Raw genomic sequence first — 22,602 nt, forward strand, 5'->3', positions numbered from 1 at the left:
CTTCGTTTGCGTCAACCAAAGTACGAGGTTTTGCCGCGGGTGAGGTTGGACCTGCCCGTGCCTGGCGTCGTGTTGGGTTTCCCGCTACCGCCCGCCAACTCGATTGCTTCAATGGCTTTGGCGGCCGGCTGATTTTCAGCGGCCCCCAGCGAACGCGCTGCGAAGGCGGAGCCGGCAAATGCAAGCGATGCCGCAACCGCGATGATGATCTTCATTGGTCTCTCCTTGGTTCAAAGCACGCGGAAAAGCGCGCCAACCTCGGCGTAGACCTGCTGTGAGAACGAAGACATACGGCGGTTGTCGTATTTCGACACGGCAGAGACGTGTGAGAGCTCGGAATGGTTACCAGACTACTCCCGGCTCCTCCTCCGCCGCCGTCCGCCGCCTTCACCGTCATCGCTGCTCACCTTGCGCTCCGGCAAGGTGACCACGGTCGAAAGCTTCGGGAAGCTGTCGACCTTGTTCGGCATCGCCATGGCGTTGACGAAATGCTCCTGAAACTTTGATTCAAGAGCCGTCTCTATCTTCTCGATTTTGCTGACAGTTTGCTCGATCTCGCGGCGGTGGCCGCGGTTCAAGAGCGCCATCAGCGCGCCGGTACCGGCGGCGTTGCCGACGGCCTTGACATCGTCGAGGTCACAGTCCGGGATAAGGCCCAGCACCATCGCGTATTTCGGATCGATGAAGGAGCCGAAGGCGCCGGCAAAGCGGATGGTGTCGACGTGGTCGACGCCCTGCTTTTCCATCAAGAGCTTGATGCCGGCATAGAGTGCCGCCTTGGCAAGCTGGATGGCGCGGATGTCATTCTGCGTCACCGTGATGCGCGGTTCGCCGTCGTGCAGCAGATAGGAGAAGGTGCGGCCGTTCGGGATGATGCGCGGGCTTTTCGCCGCCATGGCACCATCGACGACACCGTCCTCGGAGATGATGCCCGAGAGATACATTTCGGCGACGATCTCGATGATCGCCGAGCCACAGATGCCGGTGACGCCGACGCCAGCCGCGGCTTCGGCAAAACCTTCCTCGTCCGACCACTTTTCGACGCCGATGACGCGGAAGCGCGGCTCAAGCGTTACCGGGTCGATGCGCACGCGCTCGATGGCACCTGGGGCGGCGCGCTGGCCGGACGAGATTTCCGCACCTTCGAAGGCCGGGCCGGTCGGCGAGGAGGCGGCGACGACGCGGTCTTTGTTGCCGAGCACGATCTCGGCATTGGTACCGACATCGACGAGCAGCATCATCTTGTCCTGGCGATAGGGGCCTTCCGACAGCGTCGCGCCCGCCGCATCAGCGCCGACATGGCCGGCGATGCAGGGCAGCATGTAGAGCCGCGCGCCGCGATTGACGTCGATGTCGAGTTCGTGCGCCCAATATTGCAGCGCGCCGGAAACTGCGAGCGCAAACGGCGCCTGGCCGAGCTCCGTCGGGTCGATGCCGAGGAACAGGTGGTGCATGATCGGGTTGGCGACGAAGACCATGTCGAGAATGTCGTGGCGGTCGACTTCGCCCTCGGCACAGACCTTGCCGATGAGGCCATTGACCGCCTCGCGCACGGCCTTGGTCATAGCCTCGCGGCCATCCGGGTTCATCATCACATAGGAGACGCGGCTCATCAGGTCTTCGCCGAAGCGGATCTGCGGGTTGGAGGCGCCCGAGGACGCGGCGATACGGCCCGACAGCAGCGACACCAGATGCATGGCGATCGTCGTCGAGCCGATGTCGCAGGCAACGCCATAGGCCTCGTTCTTGAGGCCCGGCCACAGGCCGACGATGAAGGGGCGGGATGAATCCATGTCGCGGTGGATGGCGGCGGTGACGGCCCAGTTGCCCTTGCGCAGGATTGCCTGCACCTGCGGAATCAGGTGCGGCGCGATCAAGAGGTCCTTCCAGCCCCAGTCCTTCTCCAGCATCACCTTCAGCCGGTCGAGATCGCCGAGCGGCTTGTGCATGTCGGGCTCGTCGACCTCGACGTAGCAGAGCTGGACGGCGGCATTGCGCTCGATCACACGGTCGGTCGCGGCCTTGCGCACGACCTGGGCGTTGATGACGGTATCCTGCGGCACGTCGATGACGAGGTCGCCGAGGATCTGGGCGGAACAGGAGAGGCGGCGGCCATCGGGCAGGCCGCGGATCTTCTCGTAGCGCTCTTCCTTCGGGCCCTTGTCCGAGATGTGGTCGTTGGACGAGACGATCTTGTGCTTGGCGAAGTTGCCTTCCTGCACCTCGATCTGACAGCGGCCGCAGGTGGCGCGCCCGCCGCACACGCTTTCGACATAGACGCCAAGCTTGCGCGCCGCATCGAGAACCGGCGTTCCAACCGGGAAGCGGCCGCGCTTGCCCGAGGGCATGAACAGCACCAGAGGTTCCTTTTGCGCGGCTTCGGTCATGTTGGTCTCGATCTCGGAGGTGCCTTCGATGCGCATGCTCTGTGGTCTTTCATGAGGTCCGCTTGGTCCGGAGTGAAACACCGGCAAGGTGTTTCATCTCGCAAGCGAAGCACGGGTAAACGGTTTCAGACTGCACCGGAACGGCGCCCGATAGTTGTCCAATCCCGACATGGAAGCATCTGTTTCAAACAGTTAGGCCTGAGGCTCGGCGGCAGTGCAGATCACTTGCGCGACAGCCGCCGGGCGTTGCTGCGCACCCGCTTGCCATAGGGCCTGAGCGCCGCAGACGCAATCGCCGTTCCGTGGCCGGAAGCGGTGCCACCCGTCATCAGCCGCAGCGTGTTGTCGAAGGCGGCTTTCCAAAGCGCGACGTTGACGGCCATGACACTTTCGGCGGTAGCGGCGATCTTCTCGGAGACCATGCGGTGAAGCTCGGTCGCGTCCTGCGTCTTGCCCATAAGCGCCGCCATCTGCATTTCCTGCAGCCGAACGGCGATGACGAAGGGGGCTTCGAACCAGAGGGATGCTGCATCGAGGCGAAGGCGGCGTGTCATGGGAGGTCTCCACGTTGGCGTTGCCGGACGGAAATCTAGGTCTGTCGCTACTTGTGTCCTGATGGTCAGCTTTCAACGGTTAAAGGGAGAGGGACAACAAGAGGCGCAGCCTCCATCGTCCTTCTCCCCCGAGTGCTTCAGTATCGAACCAGGATCTATTCGCTTGCCGCCGCGCCGCCGGTGCGGGCCGCGCGACCGCCGCGACGTCCGCCGCCGGCGGCTGCCGGAGCTGCCGCCACGACGTGGCCGCCGTCGGCCGGCTTGTGGTCGCGATAGGTCTTGATCCAGTGGGTGCAGTTCGGGTCGGTGCCGTTCAAGACGTTGGCCGCGCGCACCGCTTCCATTTCCTGCGGCCGGCAGGGGTTCATGATCGCCGACGTCATGCCGGCGCCGATGACCATCGGAATGAAGCCGGCATTGATGCCGTGGCGGTGCGGCAGGCCGAAGGAGATGTTGGAAAGGCCGCAGGTGGTGTTGACCTTCAGCTCCTCGCGCAGACGCCGAAGCAGCGCAAACACTTGCTGCCCGGCCGTGCCCATGGCGCCGATCGGCATGACCAGCGGGTCGACGACGATGTCATGCGGCTTGATGCCATAGTCGGCGGCGCGCTCGACGATCTTCTTGGCAACGGCAAAGCGGACATCAGGATCCTCGGAGATGCCGGTCTCGTCGTTGGAGATGGCAACGACCGGCACGTCGTATTTCTTGCAGAGTGGCAGGATCGCTTCGAGCTTCTCTTCCTCGCCGGTGACGGAGTTGACGAGCGGGCGGCCCTTGGCGACGCGCAGTGCTGCCTCGATCGCGGCCGTTACCGACGAGTCGATCGACAGCGGCACGTCGACGAGGCCCTGGACGATTTCGAGCGTTTTGACGAGCAGCGGCGGCTCGGTCTCGTTCGGGTTGACGGCGGTGACGCCGGCATTGACGTCGAGCATCGTTGCGCCCGCCGCGACCTGCTCCAGCGCGTCCTTGATCACCGTGTCGAAGTTGCCTTCGATCATCTCGGCGGCAAGCTTCTTGCGGCCGGTCGGGTTGATGCGTTCGCCGATGACGCAGAACGGCTGGTCGAAGCCGATGATGATCTCGCGGGTGGCGGAAGCGACGATGGTCCGGGTCATTAAGGGTCCTTTGTCATTTGGCGTCGGGCTATGTAATCACGCCCATGAAGTCGATGATAGGCGCCTTCGCATCGGCGCCGGTTTGTCTGCGGTCAGGTCAATGCGGATGGTGGGCTGCTGCCTCGGCCATCTGCTGCTGGTTTTCTTCCTTGCCCTCGCGAATATGTTCCAGCCGCTCGGCCACCATCGCATCTTCCGGCAGCGTCTCGTGCTTCCAGGGCTTACGGCCCTTCAAGACGCCCGATTCATGCACGATTTCTGCGACATATTCTTCCTGGCGGTAGGCCATCACGTGGATGCCGGAGACGCCTTCGATCTCCTTCACCTCGTTGATGATGTCGATGCAGAGCTGCTTGCCTTCCTTCTTCTGGTCCTGCGCGCCTTCGAGCCGAGTGATCACGCTATCGGGAATATGGATGCCAGGCACGTTGGAACGGATCCAGCGGGCGGTCTTGGCAGACGCCATCGGCCCGACGCCGACGAGGATGTAGCATTTTTCGTTGAGGCCGAGATCGCGCACCTTCTTCATGTATTCGCGGAACATCGGCACGTCGAAGCAGTACTGGCTCTGGACGAACTGAGCGCCCGCCTCGATCTTCTTGGCGAGACGATAGGGACGGAAGTCGTAGGGCGGAGCGAAGGGGTTGATGGCGGCGCCAAGGAACACCTGCGGCGGCGTCGTCAGCTTGCGGCCCGAAAGGAACTTCGAGTTGTCGCGCATGATGCGCACGGTTTCGAGCAGCGACATGCAATCGAGGTCGAAGACTGGCTTGGCGCCCGGCTGGTCGCCCGCCTGCACGCCGTCTCCGGTCAGGCACATGATGTTCTGCACGCCCATGGCCGAAGCCCCGAGCACGTCGCCCTGGATGGCGATGCGGTTCTTGTCGCGGCAGGCGATCTGCATGATCGGCGCGTAGCCCATGCGGGTCAGAAGCGCGCAGATGCCGACCGAGGACATGTGGCAGTTGGCGCCCGAGGCATCGACCGCGTTGATGCCGTCGACCCAGCCGTCGAAGATGGCCGCACGCTCGTAGACGTCCTGCGGGTTGGCGCTGTCTGGCGGATTGAGTTCGGCGGTGACGGCGAACTCGCCGCGGCGCAGCACGCGTTCAAGGCGGCCGCGCGAGGAATGGCCGGGCAGGGGCTCGAGCGGCGCGCCGGGATCGAAGGGATTGATGTCGGGGCTCATGCCTGGCCTTCCTTGGATGCCGCTTCACGGCGCGCTGCGGCTTCCGCCGTCACGCGCAGCCAGGACGAGGTTTCGCGCAGCGACTGGTTGACCGGCTTCTGCACGTTCATAATGGCGTTGCCCTTCTCCATGTTCTGCGAGCCCTTCCAGGCCTGCACCCAGACGCAGGGCATATCCGGCTCGACCTCACAATTGCCGTTGGCGCGCACGCCGCCGCAGGGGCCGTTGCGCAGCTGCTTCGGACAGTTCATCGGGCAGGACATGCCCGTCGACGACAGCGCGCACTGGCCGCACATGCGACAGTCGAACAGGAAACCCTTCACATGGCGCTCGACGAAGGTCACGGGACGCTCCACCCGGCCGTAGCCGATGGCGTTCCACAGCGGATGAAGCAGCAGGAACAGGTCGGCGAAGCGGTTGTAGAACCATTCGAGGAAGCGGGAGTTGCGGACCGCCCAGAGGCGGACCGTGTACTTGTGGCGCGAGCGGCGGCTCGGAGAAACGCCGGTCGGGGTATAAGCACCGGTCGCGGCCTTGGCGCCGGGGGCGGCGTTGCCCTTCATGATCTTCGGTTCGCCTGGCGGTTTGGCGTCAGCCATTGTCGCGGCCTCCGGACTTGACGAGTGCCACCAGCCGTTCGCGGTCATAGGCGGCCTCGAGTGCGGCGGCAGCCTGGTCGGCCTCCGTCTCCAGATCGTCGGAGACCGGCACCGGATCGGCCTTGCGCCATTCCGCCAGATAGTCGTCGGTTTCGGCGGCACCCGTGCGCATTGCGCACATGTCGATCGCCTCGGTGAAGCGCAGCGACAGTTCGCGTTTCGCCGTCGTGCGGCCCTTCTTGATGATGACCTGGGCCGGAATGTCGCGCCAGTAGACGATAATGCGATCTGCCATGGGGTGTCGTTCTCCTCGTCCTGCGACAATGCGCATGTCCCGGCGTCCGGGCTCATCTCGCCACGACGTCGGATATGTCCAAAAACGACGTGCGCGCGGATGCCATATCAGCCGTCCTGGCGGTGATGCGCAAGTCGCAGTCGAGGCGCTTTTCCCGGGCAAGAGCCCTTGGCAAGGATTGCCCGCAGTTTCAGGCTTTTAGCCCATGTCCGAGCACGGCAAGGGGCGCTTGGCGTGCCTACCAGATGCCGCGCCGAACACCGTTCCACACCCAGGTCCAGATCGGCGGGTGATACCATTGCCGTGACGGGCCTGCGACATCGACGACCTCCAGCTTTCCGTCGATCGCATCGCCAACGGCGGCAATCGCAATATCGGTGGAAGCCGCCGTCTGCAGCAGCGGATAGGTGTGCATCGTATCGCCCGCAGCGGGCTTCTGGCGCGACTGGCAAAGCACGCCGCCGGTATCGACGCCGGCATCGACCAGATGCACAGTGGCGCCGAAGTTTTCCGCGTCGTTGTTCACCAGCGCCCAGTAGCCGCCCATCAGGCCGCGATAGGCGGGGTTGATGCCGGCGTGGAAATTGATCACCGGGCAGGGGATCGCGGCCAGCGTTTCTGCCTTCAGCATGCGGCAACTGATGAGGAAGACGACATCGGGTTTTAGCGCCCGCACTTGAGCGATGGTTTCGGCGTCGTTGATCGATACGACGGGCCTGACCGGGATCGACGGATCGGGCGTTCCCGAGACCCTGTAGGCGGCAAAGATCTCCGCCGCCCGCTTGCGGGTAAAACGCTTGCCGAAGCGCGAAGCGATCATCGTCGCAAGCTGGCCGAACGCTGTCAGCCAGCCGAGCTTGCGGGCGCGGCGGCTGAGGAACAGGCCCTTGGATTCCGGCTGCTCCTCGACGACCGCGATATCGGCAAAGCGGCTCGCCAGCGCGTTGATCATGATCCAGGGATTTTCCCCGCCCGCGGTCACCACGACGACGCGGCCGGGGCGCTTGCCTTCGGCTTGATTCGGACTGGCGATTTCGGTCATGACGGCCCCGCGCGTGAACAGGGCCGAGTTATGAAGGTTCGCCCGTTACCGGCGGCTTAATTCGTTCCAGTACCATTCGGCGACGCCGCCGCCGAGGACGACAAGGGCGACGGTCTCCACCATCTGCGCGTCTTCCGAGAGGCCGCAGACCGCGCCGACCAGCAGCGCCAGGAGCAGGCCGGCCGCGCAGCCGATGGCATAGGGCAGGTATTCGAGCAATTTCATTCGCGTCCCCCAGGTGGATACAAGGGCGGTTGCCTTGGATCTCGTTTTAGGTCCGGCGGTTGCGCGCCAGACAAGGTACAGGTTAGCGCGGATTCGTGTTTGAGGAAGAGCTGATTTTTGGTCATCGCCGAATGATGCGTGGGCGGCGTGACGGCCGGACCTTTATGTCTGCCGCTCGACGATCGCGCTCGGGCTGCCCCTCACCCTAACCCTCTCCCCGCAGGCGGGGAGAGGGGACGTGGACAGGTCGCGCCGCAGCGGGTGGGGCTGTCGATGACGAGGAAAGCGAGGCGCTGATTGTTGGTGCGATCGGCTGCGGCACGTGTCCTTCTCCCCGTGGTGACGGGGAGAAGGTGGCCGGCAGGCCGGATGAGGGGCGAGCATCCGCAGAGCTTGGGCTGTTCTCGCCTCACGACGCCGCGGTGATGCGCCGGTGAATAGCCCCGAGGCTTTCCCTGAACTTTTCGAACGTGCCGTGTTCCGTCAATTCCCGCAGCACCTGCTCGTTGATGCCGCCGCGGGTCGCATAATCCTCTGCCAGATGCGCGAAGCTTGCATTCGGCGTCGTCTCCGGCGCCTGGCCCAATGCGCTAAACAACGAGGCGACATAGTCGTGGCCCTTGGCATCATCAATGCCGTGATCCTTGAGCCAGCTATGGATCGTTTCCAGGTATTTGAAGTAGCTGGCATAGGTGGCGGTCGCCACACTCAGCGCATCGAACTCGCTCTCGCTTTCAACCTCGATCGCCTTGCCGAGCCGGCCGAAGAACGCGGCCACCTCAGGATCGGGCGGGAAGAGGATCGTCGGCCCCTTTCGGATCGCGATCATCGGCATCGGCAATGCCTTGGTCAGCCGCTTGACCGGACCGACCATGGCGGCGATCTCGGCGCAGGAGAAGGTCGCGATCAGGCTGACGACGTGGTGATCCGGCCGGAAGCGCAAGGTCGGCAGCACATCGCGGGCAATCTGCGGCCGGACGCCGAGCATCACCATGTCTGAGACGTCGAGCACGGCCTGATTGTCGGCAGCGACAGTCACGTCAGGAAAGCGGGCGGCAAGGCCCGCAGCGATCTCTTCGTTACGCGGCGAAAGGACGACGGTGGTGATCTCGCCGGGAAGCGTCTTGAGGCCGGTGACGATCGCCGAGGAGAGTGCGCCGGTGCCGATGAAGCCGAGTTTCATGGAAGTTCTGTCGCTTGGTGATCTCTGCAGATCCGTGAAACTGCCGGATGTGGCCTGCACGGGTACAGGTTTAGGTTCGCGGAATAATAATACCAAAGGCGCCGGCGACAAGCGCTCGCGACAACGTTGCCCACGTTAACAGGACGCATTTCAACAGTGCGTTGAGGTTACCACGCCTTGTCGTCCGCTGTGGGGAGAAGGGACGTGGACGGGGTGATGTTGCCGAACAGGACGGCGATCCTGCGAAACCAAGGGGTGTCGGGCGAGCGGGTGCTGCGCGTTTTGGCCGAGACCTAGCGGAAGTCAGCGGCCGTGAGGATATAGATCGTCCGGCGCCCCCTGGCATAGGCTGCCGTCGCGACCTCGTGGATTGTGTTGCGCGCGGCGTCGAATGCCATGAGGCAGGCTGCCTCGGTCGTCCGGGTGCCACCGGAGAGGGCCGCAGCCTCGACATAGAAGGGCACTTCGAACATGCCGTCGTGGCCAAGGAAACGGACGGCGTTCCTCGCTTCGTCGAAGCTTCGGCATGGGTTTGGGAAGGTCAGTGGCATGATCGTGATCCTTTTGGCGGCAAGCCAGGCCGGCCAGCGGCAGGCCGTCACAAGATCCGCCCGAAGAGGATCGTGGTCACGACGACAGCGACCGCCAGCGAAAGGGCGATCCATGCAAACAGGCCGCGATAGTCGAAGAGATAGATCTGAGCCGGTATGTGGTACTTCATGGTCGCCTCCTGCGGCTGATCTGTTTGGAGGGGTGGTTTGGATCTAAAGGGCGTGCCTGGTCTTGAAGGCCCGTTCGGCCAGCGCCATTCCGTTATCGTCGGCACGGATCAGTTCGAGATCGCCCTCATCGGTTACGCGCTCATGGCATTCGTCGCTGCTGCGAATGCGGTACTGGAGCGCATTGTCGCGGATCGGCAGCGTTGCGGTAATGCGGTAGGCTTCTCCGCTGATCGACTCTCTCGTCAGTGCCCTCTTGGAGCGAACAAGCTGGCCGACGTGGAAGCGGTGAACCGGCGACTGGTCGCGGGGGCCGCGGATGATGCGTTTCGTAAAAGAGAGAGTGTTCATGGCGGTCTCGGTCCTTATGGGCTGCGGGCAGACACGGTCGGTCGGGCAGGCGCGATGGGCCGGTTATCGACCGATCAATCAAGGTTCGGGACCAATAGACGTATCGAGGCGAGATGTGCTTCGAGCAGAAGCATGGATCAAGCACTGGATCCGAAGCTTGCCTGTCGTTCGAAAATTTAGGAGATAGGTGCGGTTCGAATTTCTGATACCGCGAAAGCCACATCGGCCAAATTTACTTGGATATACTATTGCGCGCCGATTGAGTTTCAATTGAGGCGCGTGTGGCTTCCGGCGCAGATTTAAAGTGTTTTTGGCGTGCCGCTGGTGTTTCTCCCGAGTTTCTCGTTGCCCGCGCGATAAAACCCAGGTGCCAATCGCGGATGTGTTAAGCTCGTCGTTTCGAACTGGAGACCGTCATGCCCGAGCCGAACAAACTTTACCAGAGCGACATCATCACCCTGCACACGGCGCCGCTGATCGGCACGCTCTGCCTGGAATGCGACGACGGCCCGATCGAGGTCGCCCTGAACCGAACGGCTGCCGAAGCCCTGCAGAAGGCGATTGCGCGCTTCCTTTCCGAGGCCGCATGACTCTCCCGGCCACGATGGCCTCATTCGACGAAGGAGAGGCGCGATGTCCTCCCGTTTGGTCTTCTCACTGTTTCTGGTCGCCCTGTCGGTTGTTCTTGTCTGGGCCTTCAGGCCAGCTCAGGGCAATGCGGGTGGTCGCCCCGCCATGCCGCATGTGGCTGAGCAAGGGCAGGTGGTGAACCCCGATTGTGGGCTGGGTTGATGGCAACGCTACGGTACGGTCTCAAGGTCGAAGCCAACAATGTCTGGGCGGTGATCGATGTCTTCACCGGACAAACGGTTGTTCTTGACGGTTGCCTGATGTCGAACCTGCCGCGCGATGAAGCGGACGATCTTCTTGATCTTCTCAATCTCAAGGACGGCATCCGCAGGGGCACGATCAAGGTTCCGCGCCGGCCGCCGGAAGATGAAGGCAAGGGCTAGATTGTACGGACTGGACATCCGATGGTTGGCTCAACCGGACGGGGCAGCCCTTTCGCCATACCGCCTGGTTCCTGGCGGCAAGTGTGGCCTCGACAAAGTGCGCGGCACGCGACGCTATTTCATGTAGGCGCGCACCACGTCCACCAGCTCTGCCGCTGCTTCGTCCCGGTCCTTCTGCGACAGGTCGGCGGCGGCCAGATGCATGTGGATGTGATCTTCGACCACTTCCGCCATCAGCCCGTTGACCGCGCCGCGGATGCCGGCGATCACCTGCATGACCTCGGCGCAGCCCTTCTCTTCCTCCAGCATCCGCTCGACCGCCTCCATCTGGCCGCGCAGCCGCCGGACCCGGTTGATGAGCTTCTGCTTCTCGCGGATGGTATGGGTCATCGCAAACTCCGGTTTCGGGCGCCGTCGCTATGCGGCCCTTGGTTCCACCTCGACGGTCACATGCGACAAATCGTGAATGGCGGCAAGCTTCTCGCGATAATAGGACGGAGCGCGCGGGTTGTCGGCGACGATCGAGACGATCGCGCCGTGGTGGCCCGGCCCAAGCTGCCAGACGTGCAGATCGACGATTTCGGCGTCTTCCTTCGCGACGATTTCGCCGATCTCCTCGGGCAGGTCTTCGCCATCAGGAATGTAGTCCAAAAGGGTTGCGCCGGTGTCGCGGATGAGGCCTAAGGACCAGCGCGCAATGACGATGGCGCCGACGATTCCCATGGCGGGATCAAGCCACAGCCAGCCATAGATCGCGCCAAGGCCAAGGGCGACAATGGCGAGGACCGAGGTCAGTGCGTCGGCAAGCACGTGCAGATAGGCGGCGCGCAGGTTGCGATCCTGCCCGCCATGCTGGCCCTGTTGGTGTCCGTGATGATGCCCATGGTGATCGTGATGGTGGCTGTGATCGTCCTTCAAGAGCCAGGCGCAGACGAGATTGACGATGAGGCCGGCAACGGCAACGAGGATGGCCTCTCTGAAATCGATCGTGACCGGAGCGTTGAGGCGGCGCAAGCTTTCCCAGCAGATCAAGAGTGCGATGAGCGCGAGCACGATGGCGCTGGAGAAGCCCGCGAGGTCGCCGAGTTTTCCGGTGCCGAAGGTGAAACGGCGATTGTTCGAGTGCTTGCGCGCATAGAGATAGGCAAGCGCTGCGATGAGCATCGCGGCCGCATGGGTCGACATGTGCCAGCCATCGGCGATGAGCGCCATCGAACCGAAGATCTGTCCGGCCGCGATCTCTATTACCATCATCGTCGCGGTGACGGCGATGACGATCCAGGTCCGCCGCTCGTTGCGCTCGTGATTGCCGCCGAGGAAGACATGATCATGGTGCGCCATAAGCACGCGTCCGTCGTCACGCGCATGCCCGTGATGATGATGGTGGTCGTGGTGGTGATTGCCCATGTCGATCTCTCCAATATTATATAGGGGGGTACCCTATATAATGCGCGGGTGCAAGCGGGCTGGACTTCGATTGCAACTTACTGGAAGACTTGAGTTGAGTTGAGTTGCGTTGCGTTGCGTTGGGGGCCTTGGTGGCGAACAGTAATGCGTTGCGAGTGCAGCAGATCGCTGATGGTATAGAACACCCGTCTTTCCAGCGGTTCTATCGTTTTTTCGTTGGATGGGGGACGTTGCCGTTAACCTACGGCCCCTATGTTTTCTTTCTGATGCTGCCGCGTCGCTGGTTCGACTTTGAAGGCCCCAAGAACATGATGACGGTGCTGCCGAAATTCTGGTTCGAGGCGAGAAACTTCAAAGCAAAGTTTCCCTTTGAAGACATTCACTTCTATTTTGCCGCCAACCTCTTCGCTTATCTCGTCGTTTGCGCCACATCCATAGCCGTCGCTGTGCGCTGCTACCGTGTGGGACGACGATACCCGTTCACGCTGGCGCAGTCGCAACCCTGGAACCCGTATCGACACTTCGGTCTGCCGATGTTGGTTTCAGTGCTATGGATTGCCTTTGTCCCGATGCCGGTCGGCTGGGACTCGACTGGCGTCAAGGGCAATCCTTTCGAAAATCCTGTCCTTCTGCCGGTCTACAATCTCGCGGGCGCTGGAGTGTTGCTGACCATAGGCGCGGCTGCCGGCCTGTGGCTCGGGCGTGAGCGTGCTCGGCGAGAGGTGGACCGGCAAAGGCCACCAAGACGGATGATTTCTATTTGCCTAGATGGAGAGCATCATTCGGAACGAATGCCGCCGCGCAAGGCTGGGCTCGATGGCTCAAGCCCGCTCGAGTGAAGTTGTCAGGTCGCCATAACCGGTAAAGCGATACTCGTATTCGAGGCCGAGCCGCTCCGCCGCCTTCTTCGCCTTCTCCTGCAAGCCCTCATCCTCCTGCTGCGAGAGATAGACGAGCTTGCGGTAGTGGCCGAAATACATGTCCCGGAGTTCCGGGTGCCGGTTAAGGCCGAGCGGTTCGATGACGAAGGCTTCGAATTGGCGGGCGAGGAAGTCGGTCAGGAAGAAGGCGGTGATGTCGTCGTCCCAGCGGCGGGCGAAGTCCTCGTTGCCGGCAAAGAAGGAATAACAGTGCGGACCGGGGATACGCTCGACCTTTTCCTCCTCGAGCAGCCGGTCGAGATGGCCGCCGGTGCCGCAGTCGGCATAGGCGACGAAGATACGCTCGAAACCTTGCGCCCGCGCCTTGGCGATCGCGTCGCGAATGCCCGGCGTGATCTTGTCAGGCGTGTTGTGCCAGATGGCGGGCAGACAGTTGAGGTCGATATGGTCGAGCCCGTTCGCTTCGCAGATCGCCAGAATTTCACGGGCGATGGCGCCGCAACCGATCACGTGAACTTTTTTCGGTTGTGCACGTTCTATTGCGGGCGATACTTTTTCCATCTTGATTCCATGTGGCTATCAGCGGGAAGGACCCTGACCATGACAGTAAAGACCCTTGCAACCGTCGGCGCCGTTCTCGTCGCCCTTTCGACGCTTACCGCCTGCGGCAACACCATCCGCGGGATCGGACAGGATACCGCAAACACGGTCAACGCGACACAGTCGGCCGGCAAGAAGGTGGCAAACTCCGTCAACTAACCCGGCAAACCTGCCAGGCACGCTCGCCAGACATAGGAAAGCCGGCCGCGGATTTCACCCACGCGGCCGGCTTTGTCATTTCGGATTGTCCGAAGCTCAGCCGGCCAGGCGGTTGTGCTTGCGCTTCATGAAGTCCTTGGCGGTTTCGACGGCAATCGCCGCATCGCGGCAATAGGCGTCGGCGCCGACGGCCTTGCCGAATTCCTCGTTGAGCGGCGCACCGCCGACGAGAACGACGTAGTCGTCGCGCATGCCCTTTTCCTTCATCGTGTCGATCACGACCTTCATGTAGGGCATGGTGGTGGTCAGAAGCGCCGACATGCCGAGAATGTCCGGCTGCTCGCGCTCGATCGCTTCCAGGTAGTTTTCGACCGGGTTGTTGATGCCGAGGTCGACGACGTCGAAGCCCGCACCTTCCATCATCATGCCGACGAGGTTCTTGCCGATGTCGTGGATGTCGCCCTTGACGGTGCCGATCACCATCTTGCCGAGCTTCGGCGCGCCGGTTTCGGCAAGCAGCGGACGCAGGATGGTCATGCCGGCCTTCATCGCGTTGGCCGACAAAAGCACTTCCGGCACGAACAGGATGCCGTCGCGGAAGTCGATGCCGACGATGCGCATGCCTTCGACCAGCGCCTGGGTCAGCACATCGTAAGGCGTCCAGCCGCGCTTGAGCAGGATGTTGGTCCCGTCCTCGATTTCCTCCTTCAGGCCGTCATAGAGGTCGTCGTGCATCTGCTGCACGAGTTCTTCGTCGGAAAGGTCCTCGAGAATGATTTCATCGTCTGCCATATTGGGGTTCCTCGGTTCCTGGCACGGTCGCGCGAAATTTTCGGACGCGTCCATTCATCCATAGCGGTCGACAGCTAAAAATCTGTTTTCGAAAGCGACGTCGCATATGACAAAAAGCGACGGCGGGGCGGCTTCTTTTGGCCCCTGCATATTGTTAACAAAAACAATATATTCGCGCCACGCGGTTTTTGTCGTCCCGTGGTCGCTTCTCGGTAGTGTTCGAGTTGCGCCATGCCTTGGCGCATTGAGACCCGCAAGGCCCCCGATGCTTGGTAGCATTAAGGTCAAATGATGCTTGAAGGCGCAAAAAGTGATGCGCGGGAGAGGAAAGAGCGAATGAGCGACGTGACAGATCAGGGCGCGGTTGAGGGCGGCGGTCGCCGCGCACGCGGCGAGGGCCGGGGAGCAGCGGCAAGGCGCGCATCGCGCACCGGCGGCGGCCCGGGGCCGTCTCTGCCCTATATCCAGCGCAAGATTCGCGAATACGAAGTCCTCGACGAGGAAGGCCTGCAGCTGATCGAGCGCAATGCCGATACGATCCTGGAGGAAATCGGCATCGAGTTCCGTGACGATGCCGAGGCGCTGGAACTGTGGAAGCAGGCGGGTGCCGACGTGCGCGGCCAGCGCGTGCATTTCCCTAAGGGACTCTGCCGCGAACTTCTGAAGACGGCGCCGTCCGAATTCACCTGGCATGCCCGCAATCCGGAGCGCAGCGCCCAGGTCGGCGGCAAGGCGACGATCTTTGCCCCGGTCTACGGCCCGCCCTTCGTGCGCGATCTGGAAGGCAATCGCCGCTATGCGACAATCGAGGATTTCCGCAACTTCGTGAAGCTCGCCTATATGGCGCCGTCGATGCATTCGTCCGGCGGCACGGTCTGCGAGCCGGTCGACATCCCCGTCAACAAGCGCCACCTCGATATGGTCTACAGCCATATCAAATATTCCGACAAACCCTTCATGGGCTCGGTGACCGCGCCTGAGCGCGCGGAAGACACGATCGCCATGGCGAAGATCGTCTTTGGCGACGAGTTCGTCGAAAACAACTGCGTGACGCTCAACCTCATCAACGCCAACTCGCCGATGGTCTTCGACGAGACCATGGTGGGGGCGCTCAAGGTCTATGCCCGCCACAACCAGGCCTGCGTGCTGTCGCCCTTCATTCTCTCCGGCGCCATGAGCCCGGTGACGGTTGCCGGCACGCTGACGCAGATTCTGGCCGAAGTGCTTGCAGGCGCCTCCTTCACCCAGCTCATCCGCAAGGGTGCGCCGGTGCTGTTCGGCACCTTTGCCGCCTCGATCTCGATGCAGTCGGGCGCCCCGACCTTCGGCACGCCGGAGCCGTCGCTGGTCTCCTATGGCGCCGCCCAGCTTGCCCGTCGCCTGAAGCTTCCCTTCCGCACCGGCGGTTCGCTCTGCGGCTCCAAGGTGCCGGATGCCCAGGCGGCCCACGAATCGGCCAATACGATCAACATGACGCTGCTGGCCGGCACCAACTTCGTGCTGCATGCGGCCGGCTGGCTCGAAGGCGGTCTGGTCTCGTCCTACGAGAAGTTCATGATCGACCAGGACCAGCTCGGCATGATGCAGAAGATGGCCGAAGGCGTGGACCTCTCGGAAAACGCCCAGGCGCTCGACGCGATCCGCGAAGTCGGCCCGGGCAGCCACTATCTCGGCTGCGCCCATACCCAGGCCAATTTCCAGACGGCCTTCTACCGGTCGCCGCTTGCCGACAACAATTCCTTCGAACAGTGGGAAGTGGAAGGCGAAAAGCGCATCGAGCAGCGCGCCAATGCGCTCTGCCGCAGCTGGCTGGAGCACTACGAGGCGCCTTACCTCGATCCGGAGATCGACGAGAAGCTCAAGGCCTTTATCGCCAGCCGCAAGGATTCGATGCCGGACGCTTTCACCTGAAAGGGTCCCGAGCGAGCCAGGGAGCAAGGCGGCGCGGCGCAGGTGGCCGACATGATCCAGAAGGAGGTCTGGCGCCCGCATTACGAACACCAGGGGCCGAAACCGAAATGACGGCGCCTTCCGCGACAGCGGACAAGATAATCGAAACGATCCGTGCGGCGCTGGCGCCGCACGGTCTTTTTTTGCGCGGAACCGTAAATTTCGCCTCCGGTGAGGCCGCACCGCTGCTCGTCGATGGCCGGCCGGCCACGAGCGTTGTACTGATCGGCAATATCGGCGGCTCGCTGTGGCAACCCTTTGACGCCTGGCGCCGGAGCCGCCCGGACCGCGGCGGAGCGGATCCGCTCGATCGCTGGTCGAAGGCTATCCTCCAGCCCTTGGCTGACGAACTTTGGGCCACCGCCTATTTCCCCTCCGATCCGCCGTGGCAGCCCTTCCAACAATGGGCGATGCGGGCCGAGCGGCTGAAGCCATCACCGCTTGGCATCCTCATCCATCCGCGCCATGGCCTCTGGCACGGTTATCGCGGGGCACTCGCCTTCGACATCCCGCTTGGTCGAACCGGTGAGGCAGCCACCGAACATCCCTGCGACGGCTGCTCGGCAAAACCGTGCATCTCCGCCTGTCCGGCGCGCGCGCTTGCCGGGGAACGCTTCGACGTCACGCTCTGTCGCAGCCATCTGCGCGCGGATGCGGGCAGGGCAGCTTGCCTCGCAAATGGCTGTCTCTCGCGCGACGCCTGTCCCATCGGAGCCTCGCATCGCTATCCACCCGAACAGCTCAGCTTCCATATGGCGGCGCTTGAAGTGTGATCGCCAGTCTCCACTCTGGCGCGCAAAGATGGTGCAAATCTCCAAAATGACTAAAATTGGAGGTGTCGTGGAAAGATAATATTATCGAATTTATAACGATCTGGACGGCGTGGCGTTGGAGTCCATCGTATGAGAGGTAGCCCAGTCGTATCCGTGAGCAACTATCCTCCGCATTTGTCGCGCGAGGACGTGGAAGCACAGATCTCTCGGCTTGACAGCATTCACGCCGCCAACAGCCAGATCCTCGAAGACGCGTTCAAGCGCCTTCTGGCGATCGGCGCCGGCCATGCGGCCGTCATCGCCGCCTGCATCACCGGCTTCGACGCGCTGGTCGATCGCTCAGTGTTCGCCGGGGATCTTCTGCCTGACGCGATCGACATCCTCAGGAAGTTCGCGCTCACCGTCAGCGCACTCGGCCTGTTTCTGACCTTCCTTGCGATCGGCAGCAATTTCCGTCTGGTGCAGAAGGAAGCCAGGCGCCACGCGGTAAAGCTCGCAACGACGCTGCGGGAAAAGCGGCTGCTTTTGTCACTGTCGCAGGATGTGCTCAACCGCGACCCCAAATCATACCTGCTCTCAGGCGTCGGCGGCTTTGCCTGCCTCTGCGTGATCTTCGGGCTTGCAGCCGCCGCCGGATGTTACGGCCTCGTCATCGCCATGGGGCTGCTGGCGGCTGGCTAGCGGCATGTCAGATCTCAGTCAGCCGATCCTCACCAAAAACAGAGCTTGCGATAGTCTTTCAATTTCCGTTTGACGCTGCTTCAATGCAACCGTCTAAGTGTAAGCGCGAGAGTATTTTCTCGATCAGTTGCAATGGGTACAATGCTCAAAACATTCTCGCTACAGGCTAGGCTTGGTCGTCTTCGCTATTTCCTGTTCAACGTGGCAATCGTCGCTATTGCTGCGGTCGTGGTATCTGCGCTCACTCGCCTAATGGCGCTGGTCGGAGATCGACAAGCGCTTTCAATGATTCATGGAATGGTCGCCCTAACCTATGTGCTGGCTATCATCGCCAGCCTGTGCTTGATGGTGAGGCGACTGCATGACTTCGATCAGAGCGGCTGGTGGACCCCTTCGGTCTTTTTGCTTCACTTGGTCCAAGGCTATTTCGGGGCAGTTGACTCCCTCATCGCAGCCATTCTCACGGGCATCCTGGTGCTGGCGGTCCATGTTGCAATCATCGTTACCCCTGGCTCGAAGAACTCCAACAGGTTCGGCGAAGTGCCAGGCTCCGCTGCAGGCCCCGTTTAGGTTAGCCCGGCGGATAATGACCCTCGCGCGCAATCTCGGCGTTGCGGAGATCAAGCGGCCGCATTGCTACCTCCGACGATTTCCGCCGCGATCCTGTGATCTTGGACCCAATGGGGAGCCGCCAGCCGCGTTGCCAGCGCACTTGGGGCAATTGAAGCCGTTTCTCCACCTCTTCCTCGCCAAGCAATCGGCGCAGGCGTAGTCGTCGGCGAAGTTCGACATGAACTTGTCCAGCGACGATGGCGGTCGCAGTGCTTCGCTTCCGATCTCGCGCCAGATCCGCCGCAATCTGCGTCATGCTTGACGTCTGATTCGATTGGACCTTTCGCCATGCCGCTTTTTCCAAAACCTTTTCTCGTCGGTGCCGTTCTCTCGGCCGGTCTTGCCGGTCCTGCGCTCGGCGCCTGCCGCGATGTCAGCCATCTGGGCCAGGACTATGTGACCTGCAGCTTCGATCCGGCGACAAGCGACATCCGGCTCTACAACAAGGACCAGGCGGGCGTGCCGTTCCGCTCGTTCCGGGCACTGTCGCTCGAACTGCGACACCGCGACGAGTACATGGCCTTTGCCATGAACGGCGGCATGTATCACGAGGATCTGTCGCCGGTCGGGCTGCATGTCGAGGAGGGGCGCGCGCAGGTGCCGCTCAACACCAATACGGGCTGGGGCAATTTCCACCTGCTGCCGAACGGCGTGTTCTATGTCGAGGACGGCAAGGCGGGCGTGATGGCGGCGGACGCCTATCGCGACGCCGGGATAGCCCCGCGTTTCGCCACGCAATCCGGGCCGATGCTTGTCATCGACGGCAAGCTGCATCCGCGCTTCCTGCCGGATAGTACCAGCCTCAAGACCCGCAACGGCGTCGGCGTGACGGCAGAGGGCGAGGTGGTTTTCGTCATCTCGAAGCGCCCGGTGCGCTTCCACGACTTCGCGACGCTCTTCCGTGACGCGCTCGATTGTCCCAATGCGCTCTTCCTCGACGGCACGATTTCGAGTGTCTATGCGCCTGATATCAACCGGCACGACCGGCTGTTTCCGATGGGGCCGATCATCGCCGTCGTCGGACAGTTTCCGCGCTGACTTTTCGTGGGCGCGGGATATGGGCGCACGCACTTTTCTTCATCCCGAAAAAAATCTTCGCTTGCACCCAAGGAATGATCGGCCTGCAACGTCTAAGGTTCAAATGAGGTGAGGGCGGGCACGGATTTGGACGCTGAACTCGTCGAAAAGGCGGTAAGTGGAGACCGGCAGGCGTTCGGCCGGCTGGTCGAGCAACACTATGATTTTGTCCATGCGGTCGCCTGGCGCTGGTCGGGCAACGCGTCGGATGCGGACGACATCGCCCAGGATGTCTGCCTGCGGCTGGGCGCGGCGATCCGCGGCTTTCGCGGCACCAGCCGGTTTCGCACCTGGCTCTATACGCTGACGCTGAACGCCGCGCGCGACCACAGGCGGCAGCAGGCGCGCGACGATCGACGCATGCAGGCCTATGCCAGCGAGCAGGCGACGGTTGCGCCGCCTGAAGATCCCGACGAGGAGCAGCGCGAGGCGCTGTGGACGGCGGTGCGAGCGCTGCCGGAAAAACAGTGCGATGCGGTGCTGCTCGTCTACGCCGAAGGCTTGAGTCATCAGGCTGCGGCCGACGTGCTCGGCTGCTCGGAAGCAACCATTTCCTGGCATGTGCACGAGGCGCGCAAGCGCCTGAAGACACTGCTCGGCAAGGAGGCCGTGTGACCATGCGCGACGATTTCGAAAAGCTCTCCGGGCTGACCCCGCCGAAGGCTTCGGCGGAAGCGCGCGCGCGTGCGCTGGCAGCCGCCATGCAATCTTTCGACGAGGCCGAGAAAAATTCGAGTGCCACCCAAGGATCGTCATTCCCGGTTCGTCAAAGCTCCATCTTCAACCGGATATGGAGCCCCATCATGAACCGGAAACTGCTTGCCGGATCGGCACTGGCAACCCTTCTCGTCGTGCCCGCCGCCGCTTTCCTGACCTTCGAGCTGACGCGTGACGGCGCGCCTTTTGGCGAGCGGGCGCAGGAGATCGCGCTGAAGGATGAGACAAGGAAGGACGAGAAACGGCAGAAGCCGGAGCCTCAGGCCACGGCCAAGAAGGCGGTCGCGGAAGAACGCGCGCGGCAGGAGGCGAAGACCGTGGAAACGCCGGTCGCCGCACCTGTGGAGAGCGAGGCGGCCGCGCCGGCCGCCGATGCCATGGCCAACAGTGTTGCCCGTGACAGCGTCGCACCACTGTCCGCAACAGGCGGGATGCAGCCAAGGATGACCTTCCTGCCTGCGCCGGTCGTCCAGGAGGAGATGCAGCCGGCGCCCGAGCATAACCGCGAGCGCTTCGGCAAGGCCGAGAGCAATCCGGTGAAAAGCGTCGTGACCGACCCGGTCTCGACCTTCTCGGTCGATGTCGACACGGCCTCCTATGCCTTCGTGCGCCGCTCGCTGATGGAGGGCCAGTTGCCGGAGCGCGACGCCGTGCGGGTCGAGGAGATGGTCAACTACTTCCCCTATGACTGGCCGCGCCCGGAAAGCGCCGCGCAGCCCTTCAAGGCGACGGTGACGGTGACGCCGACGCCCTGGAACGGCGGCACGCGGCTGATGCATGTGGCGATCAAGGGCTATGACGTCGTGCGGACGCAAGCGCCGAAGGCGAATCTCGTCTTCCTGATCGACGTGTCCGGCTCCATGGACGAGCCCGACAAGCTACCGCTCTTGAAGGGCGCCTTCCGGCTGCTGGTCGAGAAATTGAAGCCCGAGGATACCGTCTCGATCGTCACCTATGCGGGTAACGCCGGGACGGTGCTGGAGCCGACTGCCGTCAAGGACAAGGCGAAGATCCTCGCCGCCATCGATACGCTTCAACCGGGCGGCTCGACCGCCGGCGCCGAAGGCATCGATGCGGCCTACGCGCTCGCCGAAAAGGCCTTCGTCAAGGGTGGCGTCAACCGCGTCATGCTGGCGACGGACGGCGACTTCAACGTCGGGCCGTCGAGCGACGAGGATCTGAAGCGGCTGATCGAGGAGAAGCGCAAGAGCGGCATCTTCCTCTCCGTGCTCGGCTTCGGCCGAGGCAATTACAACGACGCTCTGATGCAGACGATCGCCCAGAACGGCAACGGTACGGCCGCCTATATCGATACGCTTGCCGAGGCGCAGAAGACGCTGGTGGAAGAGGCGGGCTCCTCGCTGTTCCCGATCGCCAAGGACGTCAAGCTGCAGGTCGAGTTCAATCCGGCAGCGATCACCGAGTACCGCCTGATCGGCTACGAGACGCGCGCCCTGAAGCGCGAGGACTTCAACAACGACAAGGTGGACGCCGGCGACATCGGTTCCGGTCACAGCGTGACGGCGATCTACGAAGTGACGCCGAAGGGCAGCCCGGCGGTGCTCAACGACGACCTGCGCTATGCAGAGGCGGAAAAACCGGTGGCAGAGGCAAGCCCGAACAGCGGCGAACTGGCGTTCCTGAAGATCCGCTACAAGAAGCCGGACGGAGACAAAAGCGAGCTGATCACCACGCCGGTGACCGAGGCCAATACGGTGCCGGCACTTGTGGAGGCGCCTGAAGACGTCCGCTTCTCCGTCGCAGTCGCAGCCTTCGGGCAGAAACTCTCGGGCGTGACGGCGCTCGCCGACTATACCTATGACGCAGTCATCGATCTCGCCGCCGCTTCAAAGGGCGCCGACCCGTTCGGCTACCGCAGCGAGTTCGTCAATCTGGTGCGGCTGGCGAAGGGGTTGGGTGGTTCGAAGAATTGAGGGCAAGGGATCTGCCCCTCTTCCCCGCGGTGAGGGAAGCGCCCCTCATCCCCGCGGTGAGGGAAGTGCCCCTCATCCGCCTGCCGGCACCTTCTCCCCGTCATGACGGGGAGAAGGGACAAGTGGCGACCGTTTCGCCCATCGTGAAGGCTGAGATTGTCGCTGCCATTGAACTCTGGCACCGAAGGGTGCGCCCAGCAGCTCTCTCCCCGCTTGCGGGGAGAGATGTCCGGCAGGACAGTGAGGGGCATTTGTCAGGCTGTGCGGGGAGATGGGAGCAAAGCGGCGGCTTCACCCAGCCTATGGTTTGGCAGTGGCACTGAGGTCTGGCATCGAAGGGTGCG

At 62.6% G+C, this 22,602-nt stretch carries 29 protein-coding genes; 11 read left to right on the plus strand and 18 right to left on the minus strand.

What is annotated here, in order from left to right; translation table 11 throughout:
• Nucleotides 1-11: 11 nt before the first annotated feature.
• From XB14_RS06840 to XB14_RS06895, 13 genes are all read right to left on the minus strand, one after another.
• Nucleotides 12-215: a hypothetical protein gene (locus XB14_RS06840; RefSeq protein WP_077960890.1), complete on the minus strand. Its 204-nt coding sequence runs from the start codon at nucleotides 213-215 to the stop codon at nucleotides 12-14.
• A 135-nt stretch (nucleotides 216-350) separates the two neighbouring features.
• Entirely contained in the window at nucleotides 351-2,423 is a 2,073-nt protein-coding gene (locus XB14_RS06845) for an ASKHA domain-containing protein (protein ID WP_077960891.1), read from the minus strand.
• Between the two features lie 185 nt (nucleotides 2,424-2,608).
• Nucleotides 2,609-2,941, minus strand: a complete 333-nt coding sequence (locus tag XB14_RS06850) for a hypothetical protein (RefSeq protein WP_077960892.1) — start codon at nucleotides 2,939-2,941, stop codon at nucleotides 2,609-2,611.
• A gap of 155 nt (nucleotides 2,942-3,096) precedes the next feature.
• Nucleotides 3,097-4,059, minus strand: a complete 963-nt coding sequence (locus XB14_RS06855; RefSeq protein WP_077960893.1) for a methyltetrahydrofolate cobalamin methyltransferase — start codon at nucleotides 4,057-4,059, stop codon at nucleotides 3,097-3,099.
• Nucleotides 4,060-4,156: 97 nt separating this feature from the next.
• A complete protein-coding gene (locus XB14_RS06860; protein WP_077960894.1) occupies nucleotides 4,157-5,248 on the minus strand; it encodes a methylenetetrahydrofolate reductase in 1,092 nt (363 codons plus the stop codon).
• The gene (locus XB14_RS06865; RefSeq protein ID WP_077960895.1) at nucleotides 5,245-5,847 is read right to left on the minus strand and encodes a methylenetetrahydrofolate reductase C-terminal domain-containing protein; all 603 of its coding nucleotides are present in this window, start codon (nucleotides 5,845-5,847) and stop codon (nucleotides 5,245-5,247) included. The genes XB14_RS06860 and XB14_RS06865 overlap by 4 nt, the downstream gene beginning before the upstream one ends.
• Complete coding sequence (locus XB14_RS06870) at nucleotides 5,840-6,142, minus strand: virulence factor (protein WP_077960896.1); 303 nt, start codon at nucleotides 6,140-6,142, stop codon at nucleotides 5,840-5,842. The genes XB14_RS06865 and XB14_RS06870 overlap by 8 nt, the downstream gene beginning before the upstream one ends.
• A gap of 238 nt (nucleotides 6,143-6,380) precedes the next feature.
• A complete protein-coding gene (locus tag XB14_RS06875) occupies nucleotides 6,381-7,184 on the minus strand; it encodes a formyl transferase (RefSeq protein WP_077960897.1) in 804 nt (267 codons plus the stop codon).
• A gap of 45 nt (nucleotides 7,185-7,229) precedes the next feature.
• Nucleotides 7,230-7,409 (minus strand): hypothetical protein, encoded by a 180-nt coding sequence (locus XB14_RS06880; RefSeq protein ID WP_077960898.1) that lies wholly within the window; start codon nucleotides 7,407-7,409, stop codon nucleotides 7,230-7,232.
• A 409-nt stretch (nucleotides 7,410-7,818) separates the two neighbouring features.
• Nucleotides 7,819-8,592, minus strand: coding sequence for a pyrroline-5-carboxylate reductase (locus XB14_RS06885; RefSeq protein ID WP_077960899.1), 774 nt, complete (start codon nucleotides 8,590-8,592; stop codon nucleotides 7,819-7,821).
• A 293-nt stretch (nucleotides 8,593-8,885) separates the two neighbouring features.
• The gene (locus XB14_RS06890) at nucleotides 8,886-9,143 is read right to left on the minus strand and encodes a DUF1488 domain-containing protein (protein ID WP_077961909.1); all 258 of its coding nucleotides are present in this window, start codon (nucleotides 9,141-9,143) and stop codon (nucleotides 8,886-8,888) included.
• 47 nt (nucleotides 9,144-9,190) lie between these two features.
• Nucleotides 9,191-9,313: a hypothetical protein gene (locus tag XB14_RS33740; RefSeq protein WP_268802270.1), complete on the minus strand. Its 123-nt coding sequence runs from the start codon at nucleotides 9,311-9,313 to the stop codon at nucleotides 9,191-9,193.
• Nucleotides 9,314-9,356: 43 nt separating this feature from the next.
• On the minus strand, nucleotides 9,357-9,662 hold the full coding sequence (locus tag XB14_RS06895; protein ID WP_077960900.1) for a hypothetical protein: 306 nt from the start codon (nucleotides 9,660-9,662) through the stop codon (nucleotides 9,357-9,359).
• A 416-nt stretch (nucleotides 9,663-10,078) separates the two neighbouring features.
• On the opposite strand from XB14_RS06895, the gene XB14_RS33120 reads away from it, so the two are divergent.
• Both XB14_RS33120 and XB14_RS06900 read left to right on the plus strand, forming a co-directional pair.
• Nucleotides 10,079-10,252: a hypothetical protein gene (locus tag XB14_RS33120; RefSeq protein WP_179119552.1), complete on the plus strand. Its 174-nt coding sequence runs from the start codon at nucleotides 10,079-10,081 to the stop codon at nucleotides 10,250-10,252.
• A 201-nt stretch (nucleotides 10,253-10,453) separates the two neighbouring features.
• The gene (locus XB14_RS06900; protein ID WP_077960901.1) at nucleotides 10,454-10,675 is read left to right on the plus strand and encodes a hypothetical protein; all 222 of its coding nucleotides are present in this window, start codon (nucleotides 10,454-10,456) and stop codon (nucleotides 10,673-10,675) included.
• Between the two features lie 114 nt (nucleotides 10,676-10,789).
• Here the strand turns inward: XB14_RS06900 and XB14_RS06905 are convergent, their stop codons facing one another.
• Together XB14_RS06905 and dmeF are read right to left on the minus strand one after the other, a co-directional pair.
• Nucleotides 10,790-11,065, minus strand: a complete 276-nt coding sequence (locus tag XB14_RS06905; protein ID WP_043619696.1) for a metal/formaldehyde-sensitive transcriptional repressor — start codon at nucleotides 11,063-11,065, stop codon at nucleotides 10,790-10,792.
• Nucleotides 11,066-11,092: 27 nt separating this feature from the next.
• A complete protein-coding gene (dmeF, locus tag XB14_RS06910) occupies nucleotides 11,093-12,016 on the minus strand; it encodes a CDF family Co(II)/Ni(II) efflux transporter DmeF (RefSeq protein WP_179119553.1) in 924 nt (307 codons plus the stop codon).
• 197 nt (nucleotides 12,017-12,213) lie between these two features.
• On the opposite strand from dmeF, the gene XB14_RS06915 reads away from it, so the two are divergent.
• Nucleotides 12,214-12,921, plus strand: a complete 708-nt coding sequence (locus tag XB14_RS06915) for a hypothetical protein (RefSeq protein WP_143348268.1) — start codon at nucleotides 12,214-12,216, stop codon at nucleotides 12,919-12,921.
• Here XB14_RS06915 and XB14_RS06920 read toward each other — a convergent pair.
• Complete coding sequence (locus XB14_RS06920; RefSeq protein ID WP_077960904.1) at nucleotides 12,904-13,524, minus strand: DUF1638 domain-containing protein; 621 nt, start codon at nucleotides 13,522-13,524, stop codon at nucleotides 12,904-12,906. The genes XB14_RS06915 and XB14_RS06920 overlap by 18 nt on opposite strands.
• Nucleotides 13,525-13,563: 39 nt before the next feature.
• Between XB14_RS06920 and XB14_RS06925 the strand changes: the two genes are divergently transcribed.
• The gene (locus XB14_RS06925; protein ID WP_034788206.1) at nucleotides 13,564-13,722 is read left to right on the plus strand and encodes a hypothetical protein; all 159 of its coding nucleotides are present in this window, start codon (nucleotides 13,564-13,566) and stop codon (nucleotides 13,720-13,722) included.
• A 96-nt stretch (nucleotides 13,723-13,818) separates the two neighbouring features.
• Here the strand turns inward: XB14_RS06925 and XB14_RS06930 are convergent, their stop codons facing one another.
• Nucleotides 13,819-14,514 carry a corrinoid protein gene (locus XB14_RS06930; RefSeq protein ID WP_077960905.1) on the minus strand — a complete coding sequence of 232 codons (696 nt, stop codon included), beginning with the start codon at nucleotides 14,512-14,514 and terminating at the stop codon, nucleotides 13,819-13,821.
• Nucleotides 14,515-14,850: 336 nt separating this feature from the next.
• Between XB14_RS06930 and XB14_RS06935 the strand changes: the two genes are divergently transcribed.
• The 4 genes from XB14_RS06935 to XB14_RS06950 all read left to right on the plus strand — a co-directional run bounded on the left by XB14_RS06935 (nucleotide 14,851) and on the right by XB14_RS06950 (nucleotide 18,488).
• Complete coding sequence (locus XB14_RS06935; RefSeq protein ID WP_077960906.1) at nucleotides 14,851-16,425, plus strand: trimethylamine methyltransferase family protein; 1,575 nt, start codon at nucleotides 14,851-14,853, stop codon at nucleotides 16,423-16,425.
• A gap of 107 nt (nucleotides 16,426-16,532) precedes the next feature.
• Entirely contained in the window at nucleotides 16,533-17,237 is a 705-nt protein-coding gene (locus tag XB14_RS06940; RefSeq protein ID WP_077960907.1) for a 4Fe-4S dicluster domain-containing protein, read from the plus strand.
• A gap of 129 nt (nucleotides 17,238-17,366) precedes the next feature.
• Nucleotides 17,367-17,918, plus strand: coding sequence for a hypothetical protein (locus XB14_RS06945; RefSeq protein WP_143348269.1), 552 nt, complete (start codon nucleotides 17,367-17,369; stop codon nucleotides 17,916-17,918).
• Between the two features lie 132 nt (nucleotides 17,919-18,050).
• Nucleotides 18,051-18,488: a DUF805 domain-containing protein gene (locus XB14_RS06950; protein ID WP_234803996.1), complete on the plus strand. Its 438-nt coding sequence runs from the start codon at nucleotides 18,051-18,053 to the stop codon at nucleotides 18,486-18,488.
• Nucleotides 18,489-18,554: 66 nt separating this feature from the next.
• Here the strand turns inward: XB14_RS06950 and XB14_RS33910 are convergent, their stop codons facing one another.
• Complete coding sequence (locus XB14_RS33910) at nucleotides 18,555-18,710, minus strand: transposase (protein WP_143348270.1); 156 nt, start codon at nucleotides 18,708-18,710, stop codon at nucleotides 18,555-18,557.
• Between the two features lie 108 nt (nucleotides 18,711-18,818).
• Between XB14_RS33910 and XB14_RS06955 the strand changes: the two genes are divergently transcribed.
• The 3 genes from XB14_RS06955 (at nucleotide 18,819) to XB14_RS06965 (ending at nucleotide 22,258) form a co-directional block, all read left to right on the plus strand.
• On the plus strand, nucleotides 18,819-19,568 hold the full coding sequence (locus XB14_RS06955; protein WP_077960909.1) for a phosphodiester glycosidase family protein: 750 nt from the start codon (nucleotides 18,819-18,821) through the stop codon (nucleotides 19,566-19,568).
• 126 nt (nucleotides 19,569-19,694) lie between these two features.
• A complete protein-coding gene (locus XB14_RS06960; protein ID WP_077960910.1) occupies nucleotides 19,695-20,222 on the plus strand; it encodes an RNA polymerase sigma factor in 528 nt (175 codons plus the stop codon).
• Nucleotides 20,223-20,224: 2 nt separating this feature from the next.
• The gene (locus XB14_RS06965) at nucleotides 20,225-22,258 is read left to right on the plus strand and encodes a vWA domain-containing protein (RefSeq protein ID WP_419178567.1); all 2,034 of its coding nucleotides are present in this window, start codon (nucleotides 20,225-20,227) and stop codon (nucleotides 22,256-22,258) included.
• The last annotated feature ends 344 nt before the right edge of the window (nucleotides 22,259-22,602 follow it).

This window comes from Ensifer adhaerens, assembly GCF_002007205.1.
Classification (GTDB): domain Bacteria; phylum Pseudomonadota; class Alphaproteobacteria; order Rhizobiales; family Rhizobiaceae; genus Ensifer; species Ensifer adhaerens_D.